General features: G+C 55.3%; 17 protein-coding genes. 11 read left to right on the forward strand and 6 right to left on the reverse strand.

Annotated features, from left to right (window positions below):
* The first annotated feature begins 3 nt into the window (after window positions 1-3).
* Together ACVXHP_RS11785 and ACVXHP_RS11790 are read left to right on the forward strand one after the other, a co-directional pair.
* On the forward strand, window positions 4-1698 hold the full coding sequence (locus tag ACVXHP_RS11785) for an NAD-dependent malic enzyme (protein WP_316128742.1): 1695 nt from the start codon (window positions 4-6) through the stop codon (window positions 1696-1698).
* An 85-nt stretch (window positions 1699-1783) separates the two neighbouring features.
* On the forward strand, window positions 1784-2128 hold the full coding sequence (locus ACVXHP_RS11790; protein WP_304701449.1) for a nitrous oxide-stimulated promoter family protein: 345 nt from the start codon (window positions 1784-1786) through the stop codon (window positions 2126-2128).
* Window positions 2129-2218: 90 nt separating this feature from the next.
* On the opposite strand, the gene flhA is transcribed toward ACVXHP_RS11790, so the two are convergent.
* From flhA to hypA, 6 genes are all read right to left on the reverse strand, one after another.
* Entirely contained in the window at window positions 2219-4297 is a 2079-nt protein-coding gene (gene flhA, locus ACVXHP_RS11795) for a formate hydrogenlyase transcriptional activator FlhA (RefSeq protein WP_304701447.1), read from the reverse strand.
* Window positions 4298-4513: 216 nt separating this feature from the next.
* Window positions 4514-5524: a hydrogenase expression/formation protein HypE gene (gene hypE, locus ACVXHP_RS11800; RefSeq protein ID WP_447571511.1), complete on the reverse strand. Its 1011-nt coding sequence runs from the start codon at window positions 5522-5524 to the stop codon at window positions 4514-4516.
* Window positions 5521-6642 (reverse strand): hydrogenase formation protein HypD, encoded by a 1122-nt coding sequence (hypD, locus tag ACVXHP_RS11805; protein ID WP_200009243.1) that lies wholly within the window; start codon window positions 6640-6642, stop codon window positions 5521-5523. The genes hypE and hypD overlap by 4 nt, the downstream gene beginning before the upstream one ends.
* The gene (gene hypC / locus ACVXHP_RS11810; protein WP_038633103.1) at window positions 6643-6915 is read right to left on the reverse strand and encodes a hydrogenase 3 maturation protein HypC; all 273 of its coding nucleotides are present in this window, start codon (window positions 6913-6915) and stop codon (window positions 6643-6645) included.
* Window positions 6906-7778 (reverse strand): hydrogenase nickel incorporation protein HypB, encoded by an 873-nt coding sequence (hypB, locus tag ACVXHP_RS11815; protein ID WP_006687162.1) that lies wholly within the window; start codon window positions 7776-7778, stop codon window positions 6906-6908. Before hypB ends, hypC begins: the two co-directional genes overlap by 10 nt.
* Before the next feature lie 103 nt (window positions 7779-7881).
* A complete protein-coding gene (hypA, locus tag ACVXHP_RS11820) occupies window positions 7882-8253 on the reverse strand; it encodes a hydrogenase maturation nickel metallochaperone HypA (RefSeq protein ID WP_200009242.1) in 372 nt (123 codons plus the stop codon).
* 198 nt (window positions 8254-8451) lie between these two features.
* Here hypA and hycA point away from each other — a divergent pair, with 198 nt between their 5' ends.
* The 9 genes from hycA to hycI all read left to right on the forward strand — a co-directional run bounded on the left by hycA (window position 8452) and on the right by hycI (window position 16331).
* Window positions 8452-8910, forward strand: a complete 459-nt coding sequence (gene hycA, locus ACVXHP_RS11825; protein ID WP_200009241.1) for a formate hydrogenlyase regulator HycA — start codon at window positions 8452-8454, stop codon at window positions 8908-8910.
* A gap of 144 nt (window positions 8911-9054) precedes the next feature.
* A complete protein-coding gene (gene hycB, locus ACVXHP_RS11830; protein ID WP_032940517.1) occupies window positions 9055-9666 on the forward strand; it encodes a formate hydrogenlyase subunit HycB in 612 nt (203 codons plus the stop codon).
* Window positions 9663-11489, forward strand: coding sequence for a formate hydrogenlyase subunit 3 (gene hycC / locus ACVXHP_RS11835; RefSeq protein WP_447571512.1), 1827 nt, complete (start codon window positions 9663-9665; stop codon window positions 11487-11489). Before hycB ends, hycC begins: the two co-directional genes overlap by 4 nt.
* A 2-nt stretch (window positions 11490-11491) precedes the next feature.
* On the forward strand, window positions 11492-12415 hold the full coding sequence (locus tag ACVXHP_RS11840; RefSeq protein WP_042310580.1) for a respiratory chain complex I subunit 1 family protein: 924 nt from the start codon (window positions 11492-11494) through the stop codon (window positions 12413-12415).
* Between the two features lie 17 nt (window positions 12416-12432).
* The gene (gene hycE, locus ACVXHP_RS11845; protein WP_304701437.1) at window positions 12433-14142 is read left to right on the forward strand and encodes a formate hydrogenlyase subunit HycE; all 1710 of its coding nucleotides are present in this window, start codon (window positions 12433-12435) and stop codon (window positions 14140-14142) included.
* A gap of 9 nt (window positions 14143-14151) precedes the next feature.
* Window positions 14152-14694: a formate hydrogenlyase subunit HycF gene (gene hycF / locus ACVXHP_RS11850; protein ID WP_061382331.1), complete on the forward strand. Its 543-nt coding sequence runs from the start codon at window positions 14152-14154 to the stop codon at window positions 14692-14694.
* Complete coding sequence (hycG, locus tag ACVXHP_RS11855) at window positions 14694-15461, forward strand: formate hydrogenlyase subunit HycG (RefSeq protein WP_003037388.1); 768 nt, start codon at window positions 14694-14696, stop codon at window positions 15459-15461. Before hycF ends, hycG begins: the two co-directional genes overlap by 1 nt.
* The gene (locus tag ACVXHP_RS11860) at window positions 15458-15868 is read left to right on the forward strand and encodes a formate hydrogenlyase maturation HycH family protein (protein ID WP_003037385.1); all 411 of its coding nucleotides are present in this window, start codon (window positions 15458-15460) and stop codon (window positions 15866-15868) included. Before hycG ends, ACVXHP_RS11860 begins: the two co-directional genes overlap by 4 nt.
* Window positions 15861-16331 (forward strand): hydrogenase maturation peptidase HycI, encoded by a 471-nt coding sequence (gene hycI / locus ACVXHP_RS11865; protein WP_200009238.1) that lies wholly within the window; start codon window positions 15861-15863, stop codon window positions 16329-16331. The genes ACVXHP_RS11860 and hycI overlap by 8 nt, the downstream gene beginning before the upstream one ends.
* The last annotated feature ends 12 nt before the right edge of the window (window positions 16332-16343 follow it).

A 16343-nucleotide genomic window follows, 5' to 3' on the forward strand; every position in this document is an offset into this window, starting at 1 on the left:
TTTATGGATGACAACGTGACAAACGATGTTTTATACGTCCCGTTTACGGGAAAGTTACTGCTTGAGTCTCCGTTATTAAACAAGGGAAGCAGCTTCACGCAGCAAGAAAGGCATGACTTTAACCTTGGCGGTTTACTGCCATGCGCCATTGAGAATATTGATGAGCAAGCCGAGCGAGCTTATCAACAGTACCTCGAAGCAGAATCCCATAATGCTCGGCATATTTATCTGCGTAATATTCAGGATACCAACGAAACGTTATTTTATTACCTGCTGAAAAAGCATCTGCCGGAGATGCTGCCAATCGTTTATACCCCAGTGGTTGGGGCCGCCTGTGAAAAATTCTCCTGGATATATCGTCGCGCGCGTGGCGTCTTTATTTCCTGGCCCGATCGCGAACGTATTGACGATATATTGCATGATATTCCACGGCACGATATCAAGGTCATCGTCGTCACCGATGGCGAGCGTATTCTGGGATTGGGCGACCAGGGTGTTGGCGGCATGGGAATTCCTATCGGGAAACTTTCGCTCTATACCGTGTGTGGCGGGGTTAATCCGGCGAATACGCTGCCCATTCTACTGGATGTCGGCACGAACAATACGCGACTGCTGGACGATCCGCGCTATATCGGCTGGCGTCATCCGCGTATAACTGGCGAAGATTACTTCGCGTTTATTGGAATGTTTATTGCTGCCGTAAAACGGCGCTGGCCTAACGTTCTGCTGCAGTTTGAAGATTTCGCCCAGCATACGGCCGTGCCTTTGCTGGAACGTTATCGCGATGAACTGTGCTGTTTTAATGATGATATCCAGGGCACGGCGTCGGTGGCCCTGGCAACCATACTCGCGGCCTGCCGCGGCAGCGGCCGTGACTTCCATCAGCAATCCATCGTGATTGTGGGGGCGGGGGCCGCGGGATGTGGGATCGCCCGGCATATTGTTGCTTGTCGTATGTCCGAAGGCATGGGGCAGACGGAAGCCCGACGGACCATTTTTATGGTGGATCGCGACGGTCTGGTAATGACCACCAATAATGCCTTAGCTGATTTCCAGCAACCATTGGCGCAGTCGCCCGAGGACGTTTCTGACTGGCAGTTTGAGGGGCAGGCACCGTCACTTCTGGAAGTGATCCGTAATGCCAAACCCGCGGTAATGTTGGGTGTTTCGGGCCAGGCTGGATTGTTCTCGCAGGAGGTGATTAGCACGATGTACCAATACTGCAATCGTCCTGTTGTGATGCCATTGTCGAATCCCACCTCAAAAATGGAAGCACGGCCAGAAGATATTCTTCACTGGACCGAGGGACAGGCCATTATCGCAACCGGTAGCCCGTGCGAGCCGGTAGAGATTTATGGACGTGTCATTCCTGTTTCACAGTGTAATAACGTGTATGTTTTCCCGGCGATCGGTCTGGGAGCTATCGCCAGCGGCGCAACGCGGATAACAGAGGCAATGTTGATGGCTGCAAGCCGTGCGCTGGCTGAAGCTTCTCCGCTAGTGCGTGACGGTGAAGGCGCGCTATTACCAGAGATTGGAACAATATGCGATGTGACTCGCAACATTGCGTTTGAGGTGGGTAAGGCGGCGCAGCAGTCAGGTGTGGCGGAAAAAATGAGCGACGATGCGCTGTTGCGAAGCATTAAAGATAACTTTTGGCTACCGCACTACCGTCCTTATAAACGCAGGGCAATTTAACTATTCTCTCAGGGAATTGTTCGCAGGTCATGGTTGCCTTCACTATTAAGGTGTATTATTTATGCAACTTAGTTAGGGAGGCACCATGTCTGGCAAACGTATTGCACGAGAAAAAATGACGATCCAGAGAATGATCTCGCTGTACGAGAGCCAGTGTCCGCACGCAGTAGACGAGCCGGGGCATTACGATGCGTTGTTTGCCTATGCGCAAAAGCGCCTCGATAAATGCGTATTTGGTGAGGACAAACCGGCCTGCAAACAGTGCCCGGTACACTGTTATCAACCCGCCAAACGTGAAGAGATGAAGCAGATTATGCGCTGGGCTGGGCCAAGAATGCTCTGGCGTCATCCGATCCTGACCGTACGTCATCTGATTGATGACAAACGGCCCGTTCCGGAATTGCCTGAGAAGTACCAGCGGAAGAAGTAAGTAGCAATTCTTTGCCCGCCTTATCCGGCCTACAAATACAAACGCACCAAGCGGGTAGGCCCGATAAGCAAAGCGCCATCGGGCGAACCGTTAAACCAGCGCATCCTTATCAATACCCAGGCGCTTCATGCGTGAAAGTAACGTCGTGCGCTTCAGTCCCAGTCGTTGCGCCGCGCCTTTGGGACCGGCAACAACGCCGTTAGTTTCTTTCAGCACGCGCATAATCAGCTGGTATTCATCTTCGCCATCTTGAGCGACTTCGGTCGCCACCGGCGGCGTGGAAGGCGTCAAAGCGACGACATCCGGCAGAGACAGTTGCAGTACATTGCCCCTTGTGAGCAGCACCGCGCGTTCTACCACATTTTCCAGTTCACGCACGTTACCCGGCCATTCCATACTGCTCAGCGTACGCAGCGCTTCGGCGGGAATACTGTCGATATTGCGTCCCATTCGGCGGGCAATTTTAAAGGTGAAAGCTTTTACCAATAGCGGAATATCTTCCGGGCGTTCGCGCAGCGGCGGCAGATGGATCGGGAAGACGTTCAGTCGATAGTAGAGATCATTGCGAAACTCGCGATCGGCGACCATCTTTTTCAGATCGCGGTTGGTGGCGGCGATCAACCGGACATCGGTCTGGATCAGCTTATTGCTGCCCAGACGCTCAAACTCCTGTTCCTGCAAAACGCGCAATAGCTTAGGCTGAAGCTCAAGCGGCATATCGCCCACTTCATCAAGGAACAGTGAGCTTTTGTCCGCCAGTTCGAAACGCCCAATACGTTGCGTGCTGGCCCCGGTAAACGCGCCGCGCTCATGACCAAACAGGTCGCTCTCCAGCAATCCGGCAGGCATTGCCGCGCAGTTCATCTTCACCATCCGGCGGGCGTTGCGGCCGCTCAGGTTATGAATTGCTCTGGCGATCAGCTCCTTGCCTGTTCCGGTCTCGCCGAGAATCAATACGGTGCTGTCGCTTTGCGCCACCATCTCAACCTGTTTGAGCACACTGTACATTGCTTCGCTGCGGCCAATGATTTCGCCGAACTCGCTGTCAACGTTGTTGAGCTGCTCGGTCAGCGCCAGGTTTTCATCGACCAGACGTTCTTTCAGACGGTGAATTTCCTGGTAGGCGAGGGCGTTATCGACGGCAATCGCCACGCGTTCGGCAATCTGGCGTAGCAGTTTGAGGTTGGCGGTGGTGAAGACTTTCTCTTCACACTGCGCCAGCTTAAGTACGCCAAGCATATTATTGCCGGACATTAGCGGCAGCAGGCACAGCGTCTGTAGCTGGTTGCCCCAGGTTTCGAACAGCATCCGTTCATAAGGAGCAAGGGCGTCACGTTCGCTCAGGTTAATCAGCAGCATCTCTTTGCTGCGAAATACCCGTTCAGAAAGCGTACCGGCTTCGTCCACTTCGCTCTGTTCATGCGCCGGATGATGTTCATCCAGATAGTGGGTGGAGTAGATGCTCAGTTTATTTTTGCGACTACTGCGTAACACGATGCTGATGGCATCGATGTCGAAATAGTGGTGGATCTCTTTGGCGACTTCGCTGACCAGTTCATCTATGTCCAGTCGGGAAAGCACCGCATTGGTGATGGCGACCAGGATGCGAAAGTTGTCACGCTCACGGCACAGCAGATCGTAATCGACGTTGTTGCTGACTCTGCTTTGAATTTGTTCAGCCACGACACCGACAATCTGGGTGAAGGTCTGAAGCCGATTGTACTCTTTCTCACTCCATGGCCGGTCTTCGTTGCGGATGAATTCGCAACCGCCAAAGATTCGCCCATCCGCCGCCAGCGGCAGCAGACAGTAATGACCAAATTCAGAATACAATCCGCCGGATGCCAGCTGTGGCCAGGTTTCCGTAAACTCATGATAGTTGCAGTGCAGCGCGTCGGGGCGCGACAGAATACGGCGTACCGGCCCATGCGCCAGCACCGTTTCGTCTTCATAATCGATAGGTTTACTATTTTCGCGCGTCGCAAAATAACGCGCGCGTTGCGTTTGTGCCTGCCATAAGACAATAGCCGCGCAGTCGGCCAGTCCAGAACGCTTGGCCAGCTGTGAAAGCGCCTCGCTGAGAGACTGAAGATCGGGCTGCTGTAATAATGTACGAGTAATATCGAACAGTCCTTGCTGTCCGAGGTCACTCATCGGTGTATACGACATATTGCTTTTCCAGGGAAAGCACCGCAATACGGTGCGAAAACGGTAAATGAATTATAGGTATAAGTCGTAAATTATTGCCGGATGGCTGACCGCAAACTCGCAGGTCAGCAATCCGTAGGCCTGATAAACAAAGCCATCAGGCGATAATGCAGCGTGAATGCCGGATGTCGACGCCAGGGCGTCTTATCCGGCGTACAGTATGCTGCCAACTGGCTGCTAGCATATACGAGGTAATGGTTCAGCGTGTGGTAAATCGAGGGTTCGTTTCACGCCGTACAGTCCGGCAAGACGCACACCTTTACGTTCAACCACTTCACCAATCATTGCCGCGTCGCGTCCTAACGGATGCGCGCGCAGCGCGGCAAGTACGCTTTCAACTGCCTGACGCTCAACGGCAATCACCAGTTTGCCTTCGTTGGCAAAGTTGAGCGCATCGAGGCCCAGCAGCTCGCAAACGCCACGTACCGCGGGTTTGACAGGCAGGGCTGCTTCAGACAGCTCAATACCAAATCCGCATGATGCGGCAAACTCATGCGTAACCGCATTCACACCGCCACGCGTGGCGTCACGCAGCGCCTTCACGCCGGGTATATCGCGTATCGTCTGGATAAGCGGCGTGAGCACCGCACAGTCGCTGATCAGTTCGCCATCAAGACCCAATTGCTCGCGCAGATTAAGAATGGTTGCGCCATGGTCGCCAAGCGTACCGCTAACCAGCAATACATCGCCAGGACCGAGAGTTTGCGCACCCCAGTGAATGTCGGCGGGAATCGCCCCCATACCGGCGGTGTTGATAAACAGCTTATCTGCGGCGCCACGCTGCACGACTTTGGTATCACCGGTCACGATGGCAATGCCCGCTTCACGCGCGGTTGCCGCCATACTGTTGACGACGGTTTTCAGCGTCTCCATCGGCAGACCTTCTTCAAGGATAAAACCGCAGGAGAGGTAACGCGGAATAGCGCCGCTGACGGCGACATCGTTCGCCGTACCGCAGATCGCCAGTTTGCCGATATTGCCGCCGGGGAAGAATAGCGGGTCGATAACGTAGCTGTCGGTAGAAAACGCCAGACGGTCGCCCTCTGCAACCAGTTGCGCCAGTTCCAGACGCGCCTGATCTTCCTGTTCCGCCAGCCACGGATTAGCAAAAGCTTCCATAAACAGACTGTTGATCAACTGCTGCATAGCCTGACCGCCGCTACCGTGGGCGAGTTGTACGCTGTTCATGCTTCACACTCCTGCTGACGATACTGATACCAGGCGGCACATGCGCCTTCTGAGGAGACCATCAGTGCGCCAAACGCGGTCTCCGGATTACAGGTTTTGCCAAATAATGGACATTGATGCGGTTTACATCTGCCGGTCAACACCTCTCCGCAACGCGCGCGCGGATCGTCATATACCTGCTGTGGCGCTGGCTGAAAATGCGCTTCGGCATCAAAACGTTGATAGTCCGGCGTCAGGTGAACGCCAGACGATTCGATCACGCCCAGACCGCGCCATTCGCTGTCGCCGTTGACGCAAAATACTTCAGCGATGGCCTGTTGCGCTAATGCGTTACCGGCATCCGGTACTACGCGGCGGTACTGGTTTTCAACCTGGCTTTGGGCGGCGATTTTCTGTTCAATCAGCATCACCACGCCTTGCAGCAGGTCGAGCGGCTCAAAGCCGGCGACCACTAACGGGCGATGGAAATCTGAGGCAATGAAATTATAGGCGTCGGTGCCAATCACCATGCTGACGTGCCCCGGTGCTAAAAAGGCATCGATGCCGTTGTCCGGCTGTTCCAGCAGGCTGCGCAGCGTGGGGATAAGCGTAATATGCTGGCAGAAAAAGTAAAAGTTCTGCACATCGCGTTGTTTTGCCTGCTGCAGGGTGATGGCGGTGGTCGGCATGGTGGTTTCAAAACCCAGACCAAAGAACACTACCTTACGCGTCGGGTTTTCCTGCGCCAGCTTCAGCGCATCCATCGGCGAATAGACAATGCGGATATCCGCGCCGCGCGCTTTGGCCTGTAGTAATGAGCCTTGTTTTCCCGGCACGCGCATGGCGTCGCCAAAGGTGCAGAAAATCACTTCCGGATGGCTGGCGATTTCAACACAGCTGTCGATTCTGCCCATCGGCAGAACGCAAACCGGGCAGCCGGGACCATGAATGAACTCCACGTTCTCGGGCAGCAACTGGTCGAGTCCGAATTTGAAAATAGCGTGGGTATGACCCCCACAAACTTCCATGATGCGCAGCGGTCGTTCGGCGGTGTAGGAGAGGAGAGCGGCACGTTCACGCAGGTGCTCTATCAACTGCATCACCTGTTCTGGTGCGCGGTATTCGTCAACAAAACGCATTTATTTTTCCTCGCCGTACAGCAACGCGCCGACATCCGGCTCAACGTCAAACATGTTTTGCAGCGCGTCGAGCGTGTCGCGCGCTTCTGCTTCATTAATGATGCTCATCGCAAAGCCGACATGGACCAGTACCCACTGACCCAGACGCGGCTGACCATTTTCATCACAGCTACCGACCAATGTCAGGTCGACGTCGCGCTGAATACCGCAAACGTCGACTTTGGCCTGGTTGCCGTCAATGGTGCGGATTTGACCCGGAACACCTATGCACATCGCTGCGTCTCCAGCCAGGAGAGCCATTGGTCCATCCCTTCGCCGCTGGTGGCGGAAATCAGGATGATCTCAATGTCCGGGTTCACTTCCCGGGCGCTGGCAATGCACTTTTCAACATCAAAATTGAGGTATGGCAGCAGATCCACTTTATTGAGCAGCATCAGCGATGCGGCGGCAAACATATGCGGATATTTCAGCGGCTTATCTTCGCCTTCGGTGACGGAAAGCACCGCCACTTTATGACGTTCGCCGAGGTCGAAGCTGGCCGGGCAGACCAGGTTACCGACGTTTTCAATAAACAGAATACCGTTGTCATCAAGCGGCAAACGCGGCGCGGCATCAGCAATCATTTGCGCGTCAAGGTGGCAACCTTTACCGGTGTTGACCTGGATGGCGGGGGTGCCGGTGGCGCGAATACGGGCGGCATCGTTGACCGTCTGTTGGTCGCCTTCAATCACCGCGCACGGTACGCTGTCTTTCAGCTTCATCAGCGTTTCGGTCAGCAGCGTCGTTTTACCGGAGCCCGGGCTTGATACGAGGTTTAATACCAGATGCTGACGCGCGGCAAAACGGGCGCGGTTACGTTCGGCCAGACGGTTATTTTTGTCCAGAACGTCAATTTCGACTTCCAGCATGCGGCGCTGGCTCATGCCTGGCGCATGGGTACCCGCCTCGCCATGACCGTAGTGCAGGTCGCCTTCTGCAGTCTGGCTCGGTGCGAAATTAGAGGTTTTCACACCGGTAATATTCAGCGCCGGGCGAGCCGCCGGGGCAAATGGCGCGCTGCGAAACGCCGAGTGGGGATTATGCTCATCACCTTCTATATAAAGGTTGCCTTCAGCGCAACCACATGTCGTACACATCGCTCACTCCTGATCTCTATCTTGCGGTAAATCTGTTGCCGGATGGCGGCTTCGCCTTATCCGGCCTACAACTCAGGCTATTCCTGTAGGCCGGATAAGACGCTTACGCGTCACCATCCGGCGCAGAATTACTGTCTATTTCAATTCGCCGAATCTGTAGACCGTCATCGGCCACAATTCTCAGCATATCGCTGTTGCATTGCGGACACCGACGCACGCGTTGCGTCAGTAACGTGACGTATTGCTGACAAGATTCGCACCAACATTCCGCTTCTTGTTCTTCGAGGTGGAGTTTACAACCTTCTGCAAGGGTCCCGCGGCATACCAGATCAAAACAAAAGGCGAGAGCGCTGGTTTCTACGCAAGAAAATGCGCCAATTTTGAGCCAGACCCCAGTTACTCGCTTTGCACCATGTTGCGTGGCCTGTTGTTCAATCAATTCCAGTGCCCGTTGGCAGAGGGTTATTTCGTGCATACCGCCTCCTGTGAAGTTGCCGTATTAAAAGCAATAAACATGCCAGGTTGAATTTTTTCGGTCGTGACAATGACGACGATGACGAAATGACACGTCGTCACCCGCCGTTGATTTTTTATCCCCATGAAAATAAAGGAAATTAATTTTGGCATGAAACGTGCTTAAGGCTGTTCATCTCTGCTAAACGGGTAACCTGACATGACTATTTGGGAAATAAGCGAAAAAGCCGATTACATCGCTGAACGGCATCGTCGCCTACAGGACCAGTGGCGTATTTACTGCAACTCGCTGGTTCAGGGGATCACCCTGTCGAAAGCGCGTTTGCATCATGCGATGAGCTGCGCGCCGGACAAAGATCTATGCTTTGTCCTTTTTGAACACTTCGTTATCTACGTCACGCTGGCGGATGGCTTTAACAGTCACACCATCGAGTATTACGTCGAAACGAAAGAGGGTGATGATAAGCAACTGATTGCACAGGCACAGTTGACCATCGACGGTAAAGTTGATGAGCGTATCAGCAACCGCGATCGCGAACAGGTGCTGGAGCACTACCTCGAAAAAATCGCCAGCGTCTATGACAGCCTGTATACGGCGGTTGAAAACAATATGCCGGTGAATTTAAGCCAGCTGGTTGAGGGACATAGCCCGGCTTAAGCCTCGGGTGCTGCCCACGTTTGTCATGATGCGGCGTTACTACTGCGTCACGACAGTTTAGGGAATGGGCATGTCGAAAAATGTCGAAATGACATTTGCCTGACATGTTTTCGTCAAAAATGACTATCACCTGAGGAATGCCTGGTGAATCGTTTTGTAATTGCTGACTCCACTCTTTGTATTGGCTGCCACACCTGTGAAGCCGCCTGCTCAGAGACACATCGCCAGCATGGCCTGCAGTCAATGCCGCGCCTGAAAGTGATGTTAAATGAAAAAGAATCCGCGCCGCAGCTTTGCCACCAGTGTGAAGATGCGCCTTGCGCTACCGTTTGTCCGGTTAATGCGATTAATCGCGTTGACGGTGCCGTACAGCTGAATGAAAGCCTGTGCGTAAGCTGCAAACTGTGCGGTATCGCCTGTCCGTTCGGTGCTATCGAGTTTTCCGGTAGCCGTCCGCTGCATATCCCGGCAAACGCCAATACATCAAAAGCGCCGCCGGCTCCGCCCGCTCCAGCTCGCGTAAGCACGCTGCTGGACTGGGTTCCGGGCGTCCGTGCCATCGCGGTGAAATGCGATCTGTGTAGTTTTGACGAGCAAGGTCCGGCCTGCGTACGCATGTGCCCGACCAAAGCCCTGCATCTGGTGAGCAACATGGATATCGCCCGCGCCAGTAAACGTAAACGTGAGCTGACTTTCAATACCGACTTCGGCGATCTCACCTTGTTTCAGCAGGCTCAAAGTGGAGATGCAAAATGAGCGCAATTTCACTGATTAACAGCGGCGTGGCCTGGTTTACAGCGGCTGCGGTTCTGGCATTTCTGTTTTCATTTCATAAACCGCTGAGCGGCTGGATTGCAGGGGTTGGCGGTGCGGTTGGCAGCCTGTGTACGGCGGCTGCGGGGTTCCTCGTTCTGACCCGCGCCGTTGCGGTCAGCGGTGTGATGCCGTTTATCGGCCACACTCTGCAAATGACGCCGCTGAATGCTATCTGGCTGATTACGCTGGGCCTGTGCGGCCTGTTTGTCAGCCTGTACAACATTGACTGGCATCGCCATCCGCAGGTGAAAGCTAACGGCCTGCTGGTGAATCTGCTGATGGCTGCAGCGGTATGTGCGGTGGTTGCCAGCAACCTCGGTACGCTGGTGGTGATGGCGGAAATCATGGCGCTGTGCGCGGTGTTCCTCACCGGTTGCAGTAAAGAGGGCAAGCTGTGGTTTGCGCTGGGCCGTATCGGCACGCTGCTGCTGGCGATTGCCTGCTACCTGGTATGGCAACGTTACGGCACGCTGGAGCTGCGCCTGCTTGACCTGCGCACCCAGGAGCTGCCGCTTGGGGCTGACATCTGGCTGCTGGGCGTGGCGGGTTTTGGCCTGCTGGCCGGGATTATCCCACTGCACGGTTGGGTGCCACAGGCACACGCCAACGCCAGCGCGCCGGCTGCGGCACTGTTTTCTACCGTGGTCATGAAGGTCGGTCTGCTGGGTATTCTCTCCTTGTCGCTGCTGGGTGGTAACGCGCCGCTGTGGTGGGGCATTACGCTGTTGGTGCTGGGCATGATCACCGCGTTTGTCGGCGGTCTGTATGCGCTGATGGAACATAACATCCAGCGTCTGCTGGCGTACCACACGCTGGAAAACATCGGCATTATTCTGCTGGGTCTGGGCGCTGGCGTAACCGGGATTTCGCTGAATCAACCGGCGCTGATTGCGTTGGGTTTGACCGGTGGTCTGTATCATCTGGTCAACCACAGCCTGTTCAAAAGCGTTCTGTTCCTCGGGGCTGGCAGCATCTGGTTCCGTACCGGTCATCGTGATATCGAGAAGTTGGGCGGTATCGGTAAACGTATGCCGGTTATCTCTCTGGCGATGCTGGTTGGTCTGATGGCGATGGCCGCACTGCCGCCGCTGAACGGTTTTGCCGGTGAGTGGGTTATCTATCAGTCCTTCTTTAAGCTTGGCAACAGCGGCGCGTTTGTCGGTCGTCTGTTAGGGCCGTTGCTGGCGGTAGGACTGGCGATTACCGGCGCGCTGGCGGTGATGTGTATGGCGAAAGTGTATGGCGTTACGTTCCTTGGCGCACCGCGCACGAAGGAAGCGGAAAATGCCTCCTGCGCGCCAATCCTGATGGGCGTGAGCGTGGTTGCGCTGGCTATCTGCTGCGTGATTGGCGGCGTTGCTGCGCCGTGGCTGCTGCCGATGATTTCCTCTGCCGTTCCACTGCCGCTGGAAACCGCGAACACCACCGTTTCTCAGCCAATGATTACGCTGCTGCTGATCGCGTGTCCGCTGCTGCCGTTCATCATCATGGCAATTTTCAAAGGCAACCGTCTGCCGTCGCGTTCACGCGGTGCGGCATGGGTGTGTGGTTACGATCACGAGCAGTCAATGGTCATTACCGCCCACGGTTTTGCCATGCCGGTGAAAGAAGCCTTTGCCCCGGTACTCAAACTGCGTAAATGGCTGAACCCGGTATCACTGGTTCCGGGCTGGCAGAATGCGGCCGCCCCGGTACTGTTTCGTCGCCTGGCGTTGATTGAGCTGGCGGTGCTGGTGGTGATTGTGGTTTCACGAGGAGCCTGAAAATGAGTGTTTTATATCCGTTAATTCAGGCGCTGGTGCTGTTTGCCGTTGCGCCGCTGCTGTCCGGTGTGACCCGCGTGGCGCGTGCGCGTTTGCATAATCGTCGCGGTCCGGGCGTTTTGCAGGAATACCGTGACATTATCAAACTGCTGGGTCGTCAGAGCATTGCGCCTGCGGATTCCAGCTGGGTTTTCCGCCTGACGCCGTTTGTGATGGTAGGCGTGATGCTGACTATTGCCACCGCGCTGCCGGTAGTGACCGTTGGTTCACCGCTGCCGCAATTGGGCGATCTGATCACCTTAATTTACCTGTTCGCCATCGCTCGTTTCTTTTTCTCTATCGCGGGTCTGGATACCGGTAGCCCGTTTACTGCGATTGGCGCCAGCCGCGAAGCGATGCTCGGCGTGCTGGTTGAACCTATTCTGCTGCTGGGTCTGTGGGTAGCGGCGCAGGTTGCGGGTTCAACGCATATCAGCAATATCGCCGATACCGTTTATCACTGGCCTGCTGCGCGCAGCATCCCGCTGATTCTGGCGCTGTGCGCCTGTGCTTTCGCCACCTTTATCGAAATGGGCAAACTGCCGTTCGATCTGGCGGAAGCAGAGCAGGAGCTGCAGGAAGGTCCATTGACCGAATACAGCGGCAGTGGTTTTGCGGTACTGAAATGGGGCATTAGCCTCAAGCAATTGGTTGTGCTGCAAATGTTCGTCGGCGTGTTCCTGCCGTGGGGACAGATGGAGACCTTCACCGCGGGTGGTCTACTGCTGGCGCTGGTGATTGCCGTCGTCAAACTGGTCCTCGGCGTACTGGTCATCGCTTTGTTCGAAAACAGCATGGCGCGTCTGCGTTTTTGCGCCACTTCACGCGTGACCTGGGCCGGTTTTGGGTTTGCGTTTTTAGCGTTCGTCTCCTTGCTGGTGGCGTGATTTAAGAGAGTTTGAGCATGTCTGAAGAAAAATTAGGTCAACAATATCTCGCCGCTCTGCACCAGGCCTTTCCGGGCGTGGTGCTGGATGAAGCCTGGCAGACTAAAGATCAGCTGACGATCACCGTCAAGGTGAACTACCTGCCGGAAGTGGTTGAGTTCCTGTACTACAAACAGGGCGGCTGGTTGTCTGTGCTGTTTGGCAACGACGAACGTCAGCTGTGCGGCCATTACGCCGTTTATTACGTGATGTCGATGGAGCAGGGCACCAAGTGCTGGATCACCGTCCGCGTTGAAGTGGATGCCAATAAGCTGGAATTCCCATCCGTTACGCCACGTGTTCCGGCTGCCGTCTGGGGTGAGCGTGAAGTACGCGACATGTACGGTTTGATCCCGGTCGGTTTACCGGATGAACGTCGTCTGGTGCTGCCGGATGATTGGCCGGACGAGCTGTATCCGCTGCGTAAAGACAGTATGGATTATCGTCAACGCCCGGCGCCGACGACGGATGCTGAAACCTACGAGTTCATCAACGAACTGGGTGATAAGAAAAATAACGTGGTGCCGATTGGCCCGCTGCACGTGACCTCCGATGAACCCGGTCATTTCCGTCTGTTTGTTGACGGCGAGAACATCATCGACGCCGACTATCGTCTGTTCTATGTCCACCGCGGCATGGAGAAACTGGCGGAAACCCGTATGGGTTACAACGAAGTGACGTTCTTGTCGGACCGCGTGTGCGGCATCTGCGGTTTTGCCCACAGCACCGCCTATACCACCTCCGTTGAGAATGCGATGGGTATCGTGGTGCCGGAACGCGCGCAGATGATCCGCGCCATTCTGCTGGAAGTGGAGCGCTTGCACTCGCATCTACTGAACCTCGGCCTGGCCTGTCACTTCACCGGTTTTGACTCCGGCTTTATGCAATTCTTCCGCGTACGTGAAACGTCGATGAAGATGGCGGAGATCCTCACCGGGGCGCGTAAAACTTACGGTATGAACCTGATCGGCGGTATCCGTCGTGACCTGCTGAAAGACGATATGATCCAGACCCGTCAACTGGCGCAGCAGATGCGTCGTGACGTGCAGGAACTGGTCGATATGCTGCTCAGCACGCCGAACATGGAACAGCGTACCGTGGGTATTGGTCGTCTGGATCCGGAAATCGCCCGCGATTTTAGTAACGTCGGTCCGATGGTTCGCGCCAGCGGCCACGCGCGCGACACCCGCGCCGATCACCCATTTGTCGGCTATGGTCTGCTGCCGATGGAAGTGCACAGCGAGCAGGGTTGCGACGTCATTTCTCGTCTTAAAGTCCGTATCAATGAAGTCTATACCGCACTGAACATGATCGACTTTGGTCTGGACAACCTGCCGGGCGGCCCGCTGGCGGTGGAAGGCTTTACCTATATTCCTCACCGCTTCGCGCTGGGCTTTGCCGAAGCGCCGCGCGGGGATGACATCCACTGGAGCATGACCGGCGATAACCAGAAGCTGTATCGCTGGCGCTGCCGTGCGGCGACCTACGCCAACTGGCCAACGCTGCGTTACATGCTGCGTGGCAACACTGTTTCCGATGCCCCGCTGATTATCGGTAGCCTCGATCCTTGCTACTCCTGTACTGACCGTATGACCGTGGTCGATGTGCGTAAGAAGAAGAGCAAAGTCGTGCCGTACAAAGAACTTGAGCGCTACAGCATCGAGCGTAAAAACTCGCCGCTGAAATAAGGAATCGCCATGTTTACCTTTATCAAAAAAGTCATCAAAACCGGGGCGCCGACGTCGTCGTATCCGCTGGAGCCGATTGCGGTCGATAAAAACTTCCGTGGTAAGCCGGAACACAATCCGCAGCAGTGCATTGGCTGCGCGGCCTGTGTTAATGCGTGTCCGTCGAACGCGCTGACGGTAGAAACCGATCTGGCTACCAATGAGCTGGCGTGGCAGTTCAACCTCGGTCGCTGCATCTTCTGTGCCCGCTGCGAAGAAGTCTGCCCGACGGCGGCGATCAAGCTGTCGCAGGAATATGAGCTGGCGGTGTGGAAGAAAGAAGATTTCCTGCAGCAGTCTCGCTTTTCGCTGTGTAACTGTCGCGTCTGTAACCGCCCGTTTGCGGTACAAAAAGAGATTGATTACGCCATTGCGCTGCTCAAGCACAACGGTGACAGCCGTGCGGAAAACCACCGCGAAAGCTTTGAGACCTGCCCGGATTGTAAGCGCCAGAAATGTCTGGTGCCGTCTGACCGTATTGAACTGACTCGCCATATGAAAGAGGCCAGCTGATGAGCAATTTATTAGGCCCACGTGACGCCAACGGTATTCCGGTACCGATGACGGTGGATGAATCCATTGCCAGCATGAAAGCATCGCTGCTGAAAAGCATCAAGCGTTCAGCGTATGTTTATCGTGTGGACTGCGGCGGCTGCAACGGCTGCGAAATCGAAATTTTCGCCACGCTTTCTCCACTGTTTGATGCCGAACGCTTTGGTATCAAAGTGGTACCGTCGCCGCGCCATGCGGATATCCTGCTGTTTACCGGTGCGGTAACCCGCGCGATGCGTTCTCCGGCGCTGCGCGCCTGGCAGTCTGCGCCGGATCCGAAAATTTGTATCTCTTACGGCGCTTGTGGCAACAGCGGTGGGATCTTCCACGACTTATACTGCGTATGGGGCGGCACGGATAAAATCGTACCGGTGGACGTGTATATTCCTGGCTGTCCGCCGACGCCTGCGGCAACGCTGTACGGTTTTGCGATGGCGCTGGGTCTGCTGGAACAGAAAATTCATGCGCGTGCGCCAGGTGAACTTGACGAACAGCCCGCTGAAATTCTGCATCCGGATATGGTTCAACCGCTGCGTGTCAAGGTAGACCGCGAAGCTCGCCGTCTGGCGGGTTACCGCTACGGTCGCCAGATTGCTGATGACTATATGACGCAGTTAGGGCAGGGTGAACATCAGGTGGCGCGCTGGCTGGAAGCGGAAAACGATCCGCGTCTGACCGAGATCGTCACGCATCTTAACCATGTAGTCGAAGAGGCGCGTATCCGATGAGTGAAACGGTGGTGTTCAGTCAACTGAGCCGTAAGTTTATTGATGAGAACGATGCGACGCCTGCTGAGGCGCAGCAGGTTGTCTATTACAGCCTGGCGATTGGTCACCACCTTGGGATCATCGATTGCCTGGAAGCGGCGTTAACCTGTCCGTGGGATGAATATCTGGCGTGGATTGCCACCCTTGCCGAGGGCAGCGAAGCCCGCCGGAAAATGGAGGGCGTGCCGAAGTATGGCGAGATCGTCATCGATTTCAACCATGTGCAAATGCTGGCGCGCGCGTTTGATGATGCGCGCGCCGTGCAGACTCCGCAGCAGCAGGAGTGGAGCAAGCTGATGCTCAGCATGCTGCATGATATTCACCAGGAAAGCGCCATCTATCTGATGGTGAGGAGACACCGTGACTGACGTTTTACTTTGTGTCGGCAACAGCATGATGGGCGATGACGGCGCGGGTCCGCTACTGGCGGAAATGTGCGCTGCCAATCCTCAGGGCAACTGGGTCGTCATCGACGGCGGCAGCGCGCCGGAAAACGATATCGTCGCGATCCGTGAACTGCACCCGCAGCGTCTGTTGATTGTGGATGCCACCGACATGGGGTTAAACCCGGGTGAAATCCGCATTATCGACCCGGATGATATTGCCGAAATGTTCATGATGACCACCCACAACATGCCGCTGAACTATCTGGTTGATCAGCTAAAAGAGGATGTTGGCGAGGTGATCTTCCTCGGCATTCAGCCGGATATTGTCGGTTTTTATTACCCGATGACGCAGCCGATCAAAGATGCGGTTGAGACCGTCTATCAACGATTAGCCGGGTGGGAAGGCCACGGTGGATTTTCCGAGCTAGAAGCGCCGGAAGAGTAACCTTACCCGTGC

This window comes from Citrobacter freundii complex sp. 2025EL-00176, from assembly GCF_053309355.1.

Bases quoted from the DNA above. Each gene is read 5' to 3' on its own strand.
- flhA (WP_304701447.1), bottom strand. From the start codon at position 4,297: ATGTCGTATACACCGATGAGTGACCTCGGACAGCAAGGACTGTTCGAT.
- hypB (WP_006687162.1), bottom strand. From the start codon at position 7,778: ATGTGTACGACATGTGGTTGCGCTGAAGGCAACCTTTATATAGAAGGT.
- hycE (WP_304701437.1), top strand. From the start codon at position 12,433: ATGTCTGAAGAAAAATTAGGTCAACAATATCTCGCCGCTCTGCACCAG.
- hycG (WP_003037388.1), top strand. From the start codon at position 14,694: ATGAGCAATTTATTAGGCCCACGTGACGCCAACGGTATTCCGGTACCG.
- ACVXHP_RS11860 (WP_003037385.1), top strand. From the start codon at position 15,458: ATGAGTGAAACGGTGGTGTTCAGTCAACTGAGCCGTAAGTTTATTGAT.
- ACVXHP_RS11790 (WP_304701449.1), top strand. From the start codon at position 1,784: ATGTCTGGCAAACGTATTGCACGAGAAAAAATGACGATCCAGAGAATG.
- ACVXHP_RS11785 (WP_316128742.1), top strand. From the start codon at position 4: ATGGATGACAACGTGACAAACGATGTTTTATACGTCCCGTTTACGGGA.
- hycF (WP_061382331.1), top strand. From the start codon at position 14,152: ATGTTTACCTTTATCAAAAAAGTCATCAAAACCGGGGCGCCGACGTCG.
- hypE (WP_447571511.1), bottom strand. From the start codon at position 5,524: ATGAACAGCGTACAACTCGCCCACGGTAGCGGCGGTCAGGCTATGCAG.
- hypC (WP_038633103.1), bottom strand. From the start codon at position 6,915: ATGTGCATAGGTGTTCCGGGTCAAATCCGCACCATTGACGGCAACCAG.
- hycA (WP_200009241.1), top strand. From the start codon at position 8,452: ATGACTATTTGGGAAATAAGCGAAAAAGCCGATTACATCGCTGAACGG.
- hycC (WP_447571512.1), top strand. From the start codon at position 9,663: ATGAGCGCAATTTCACTGATTAACAGCGGCGTGGCCTGGTTTACAGCG.
- hypA (WP_200009242.1), bottom strand. From the start codon at position 8,253: ATGCACGAAATAACCCTCTGCCAACGGGCACTGGAATTGATTGAACAA.
- hypD (WP_200009243.1), bottom strand. From the start codon at position 6,642: ATGCGTTTTGTTGACGAATACCGCGCACCAGAACAGGTGATGCAGTTG.
- ACVXHP_RS11840 (WP_042310580.1), top strand. From the start codon at position 11,492: ATGAGTGTTTTATATCCGTTAATTCAGGCGCTGGTGCTGTTTGCCGTT.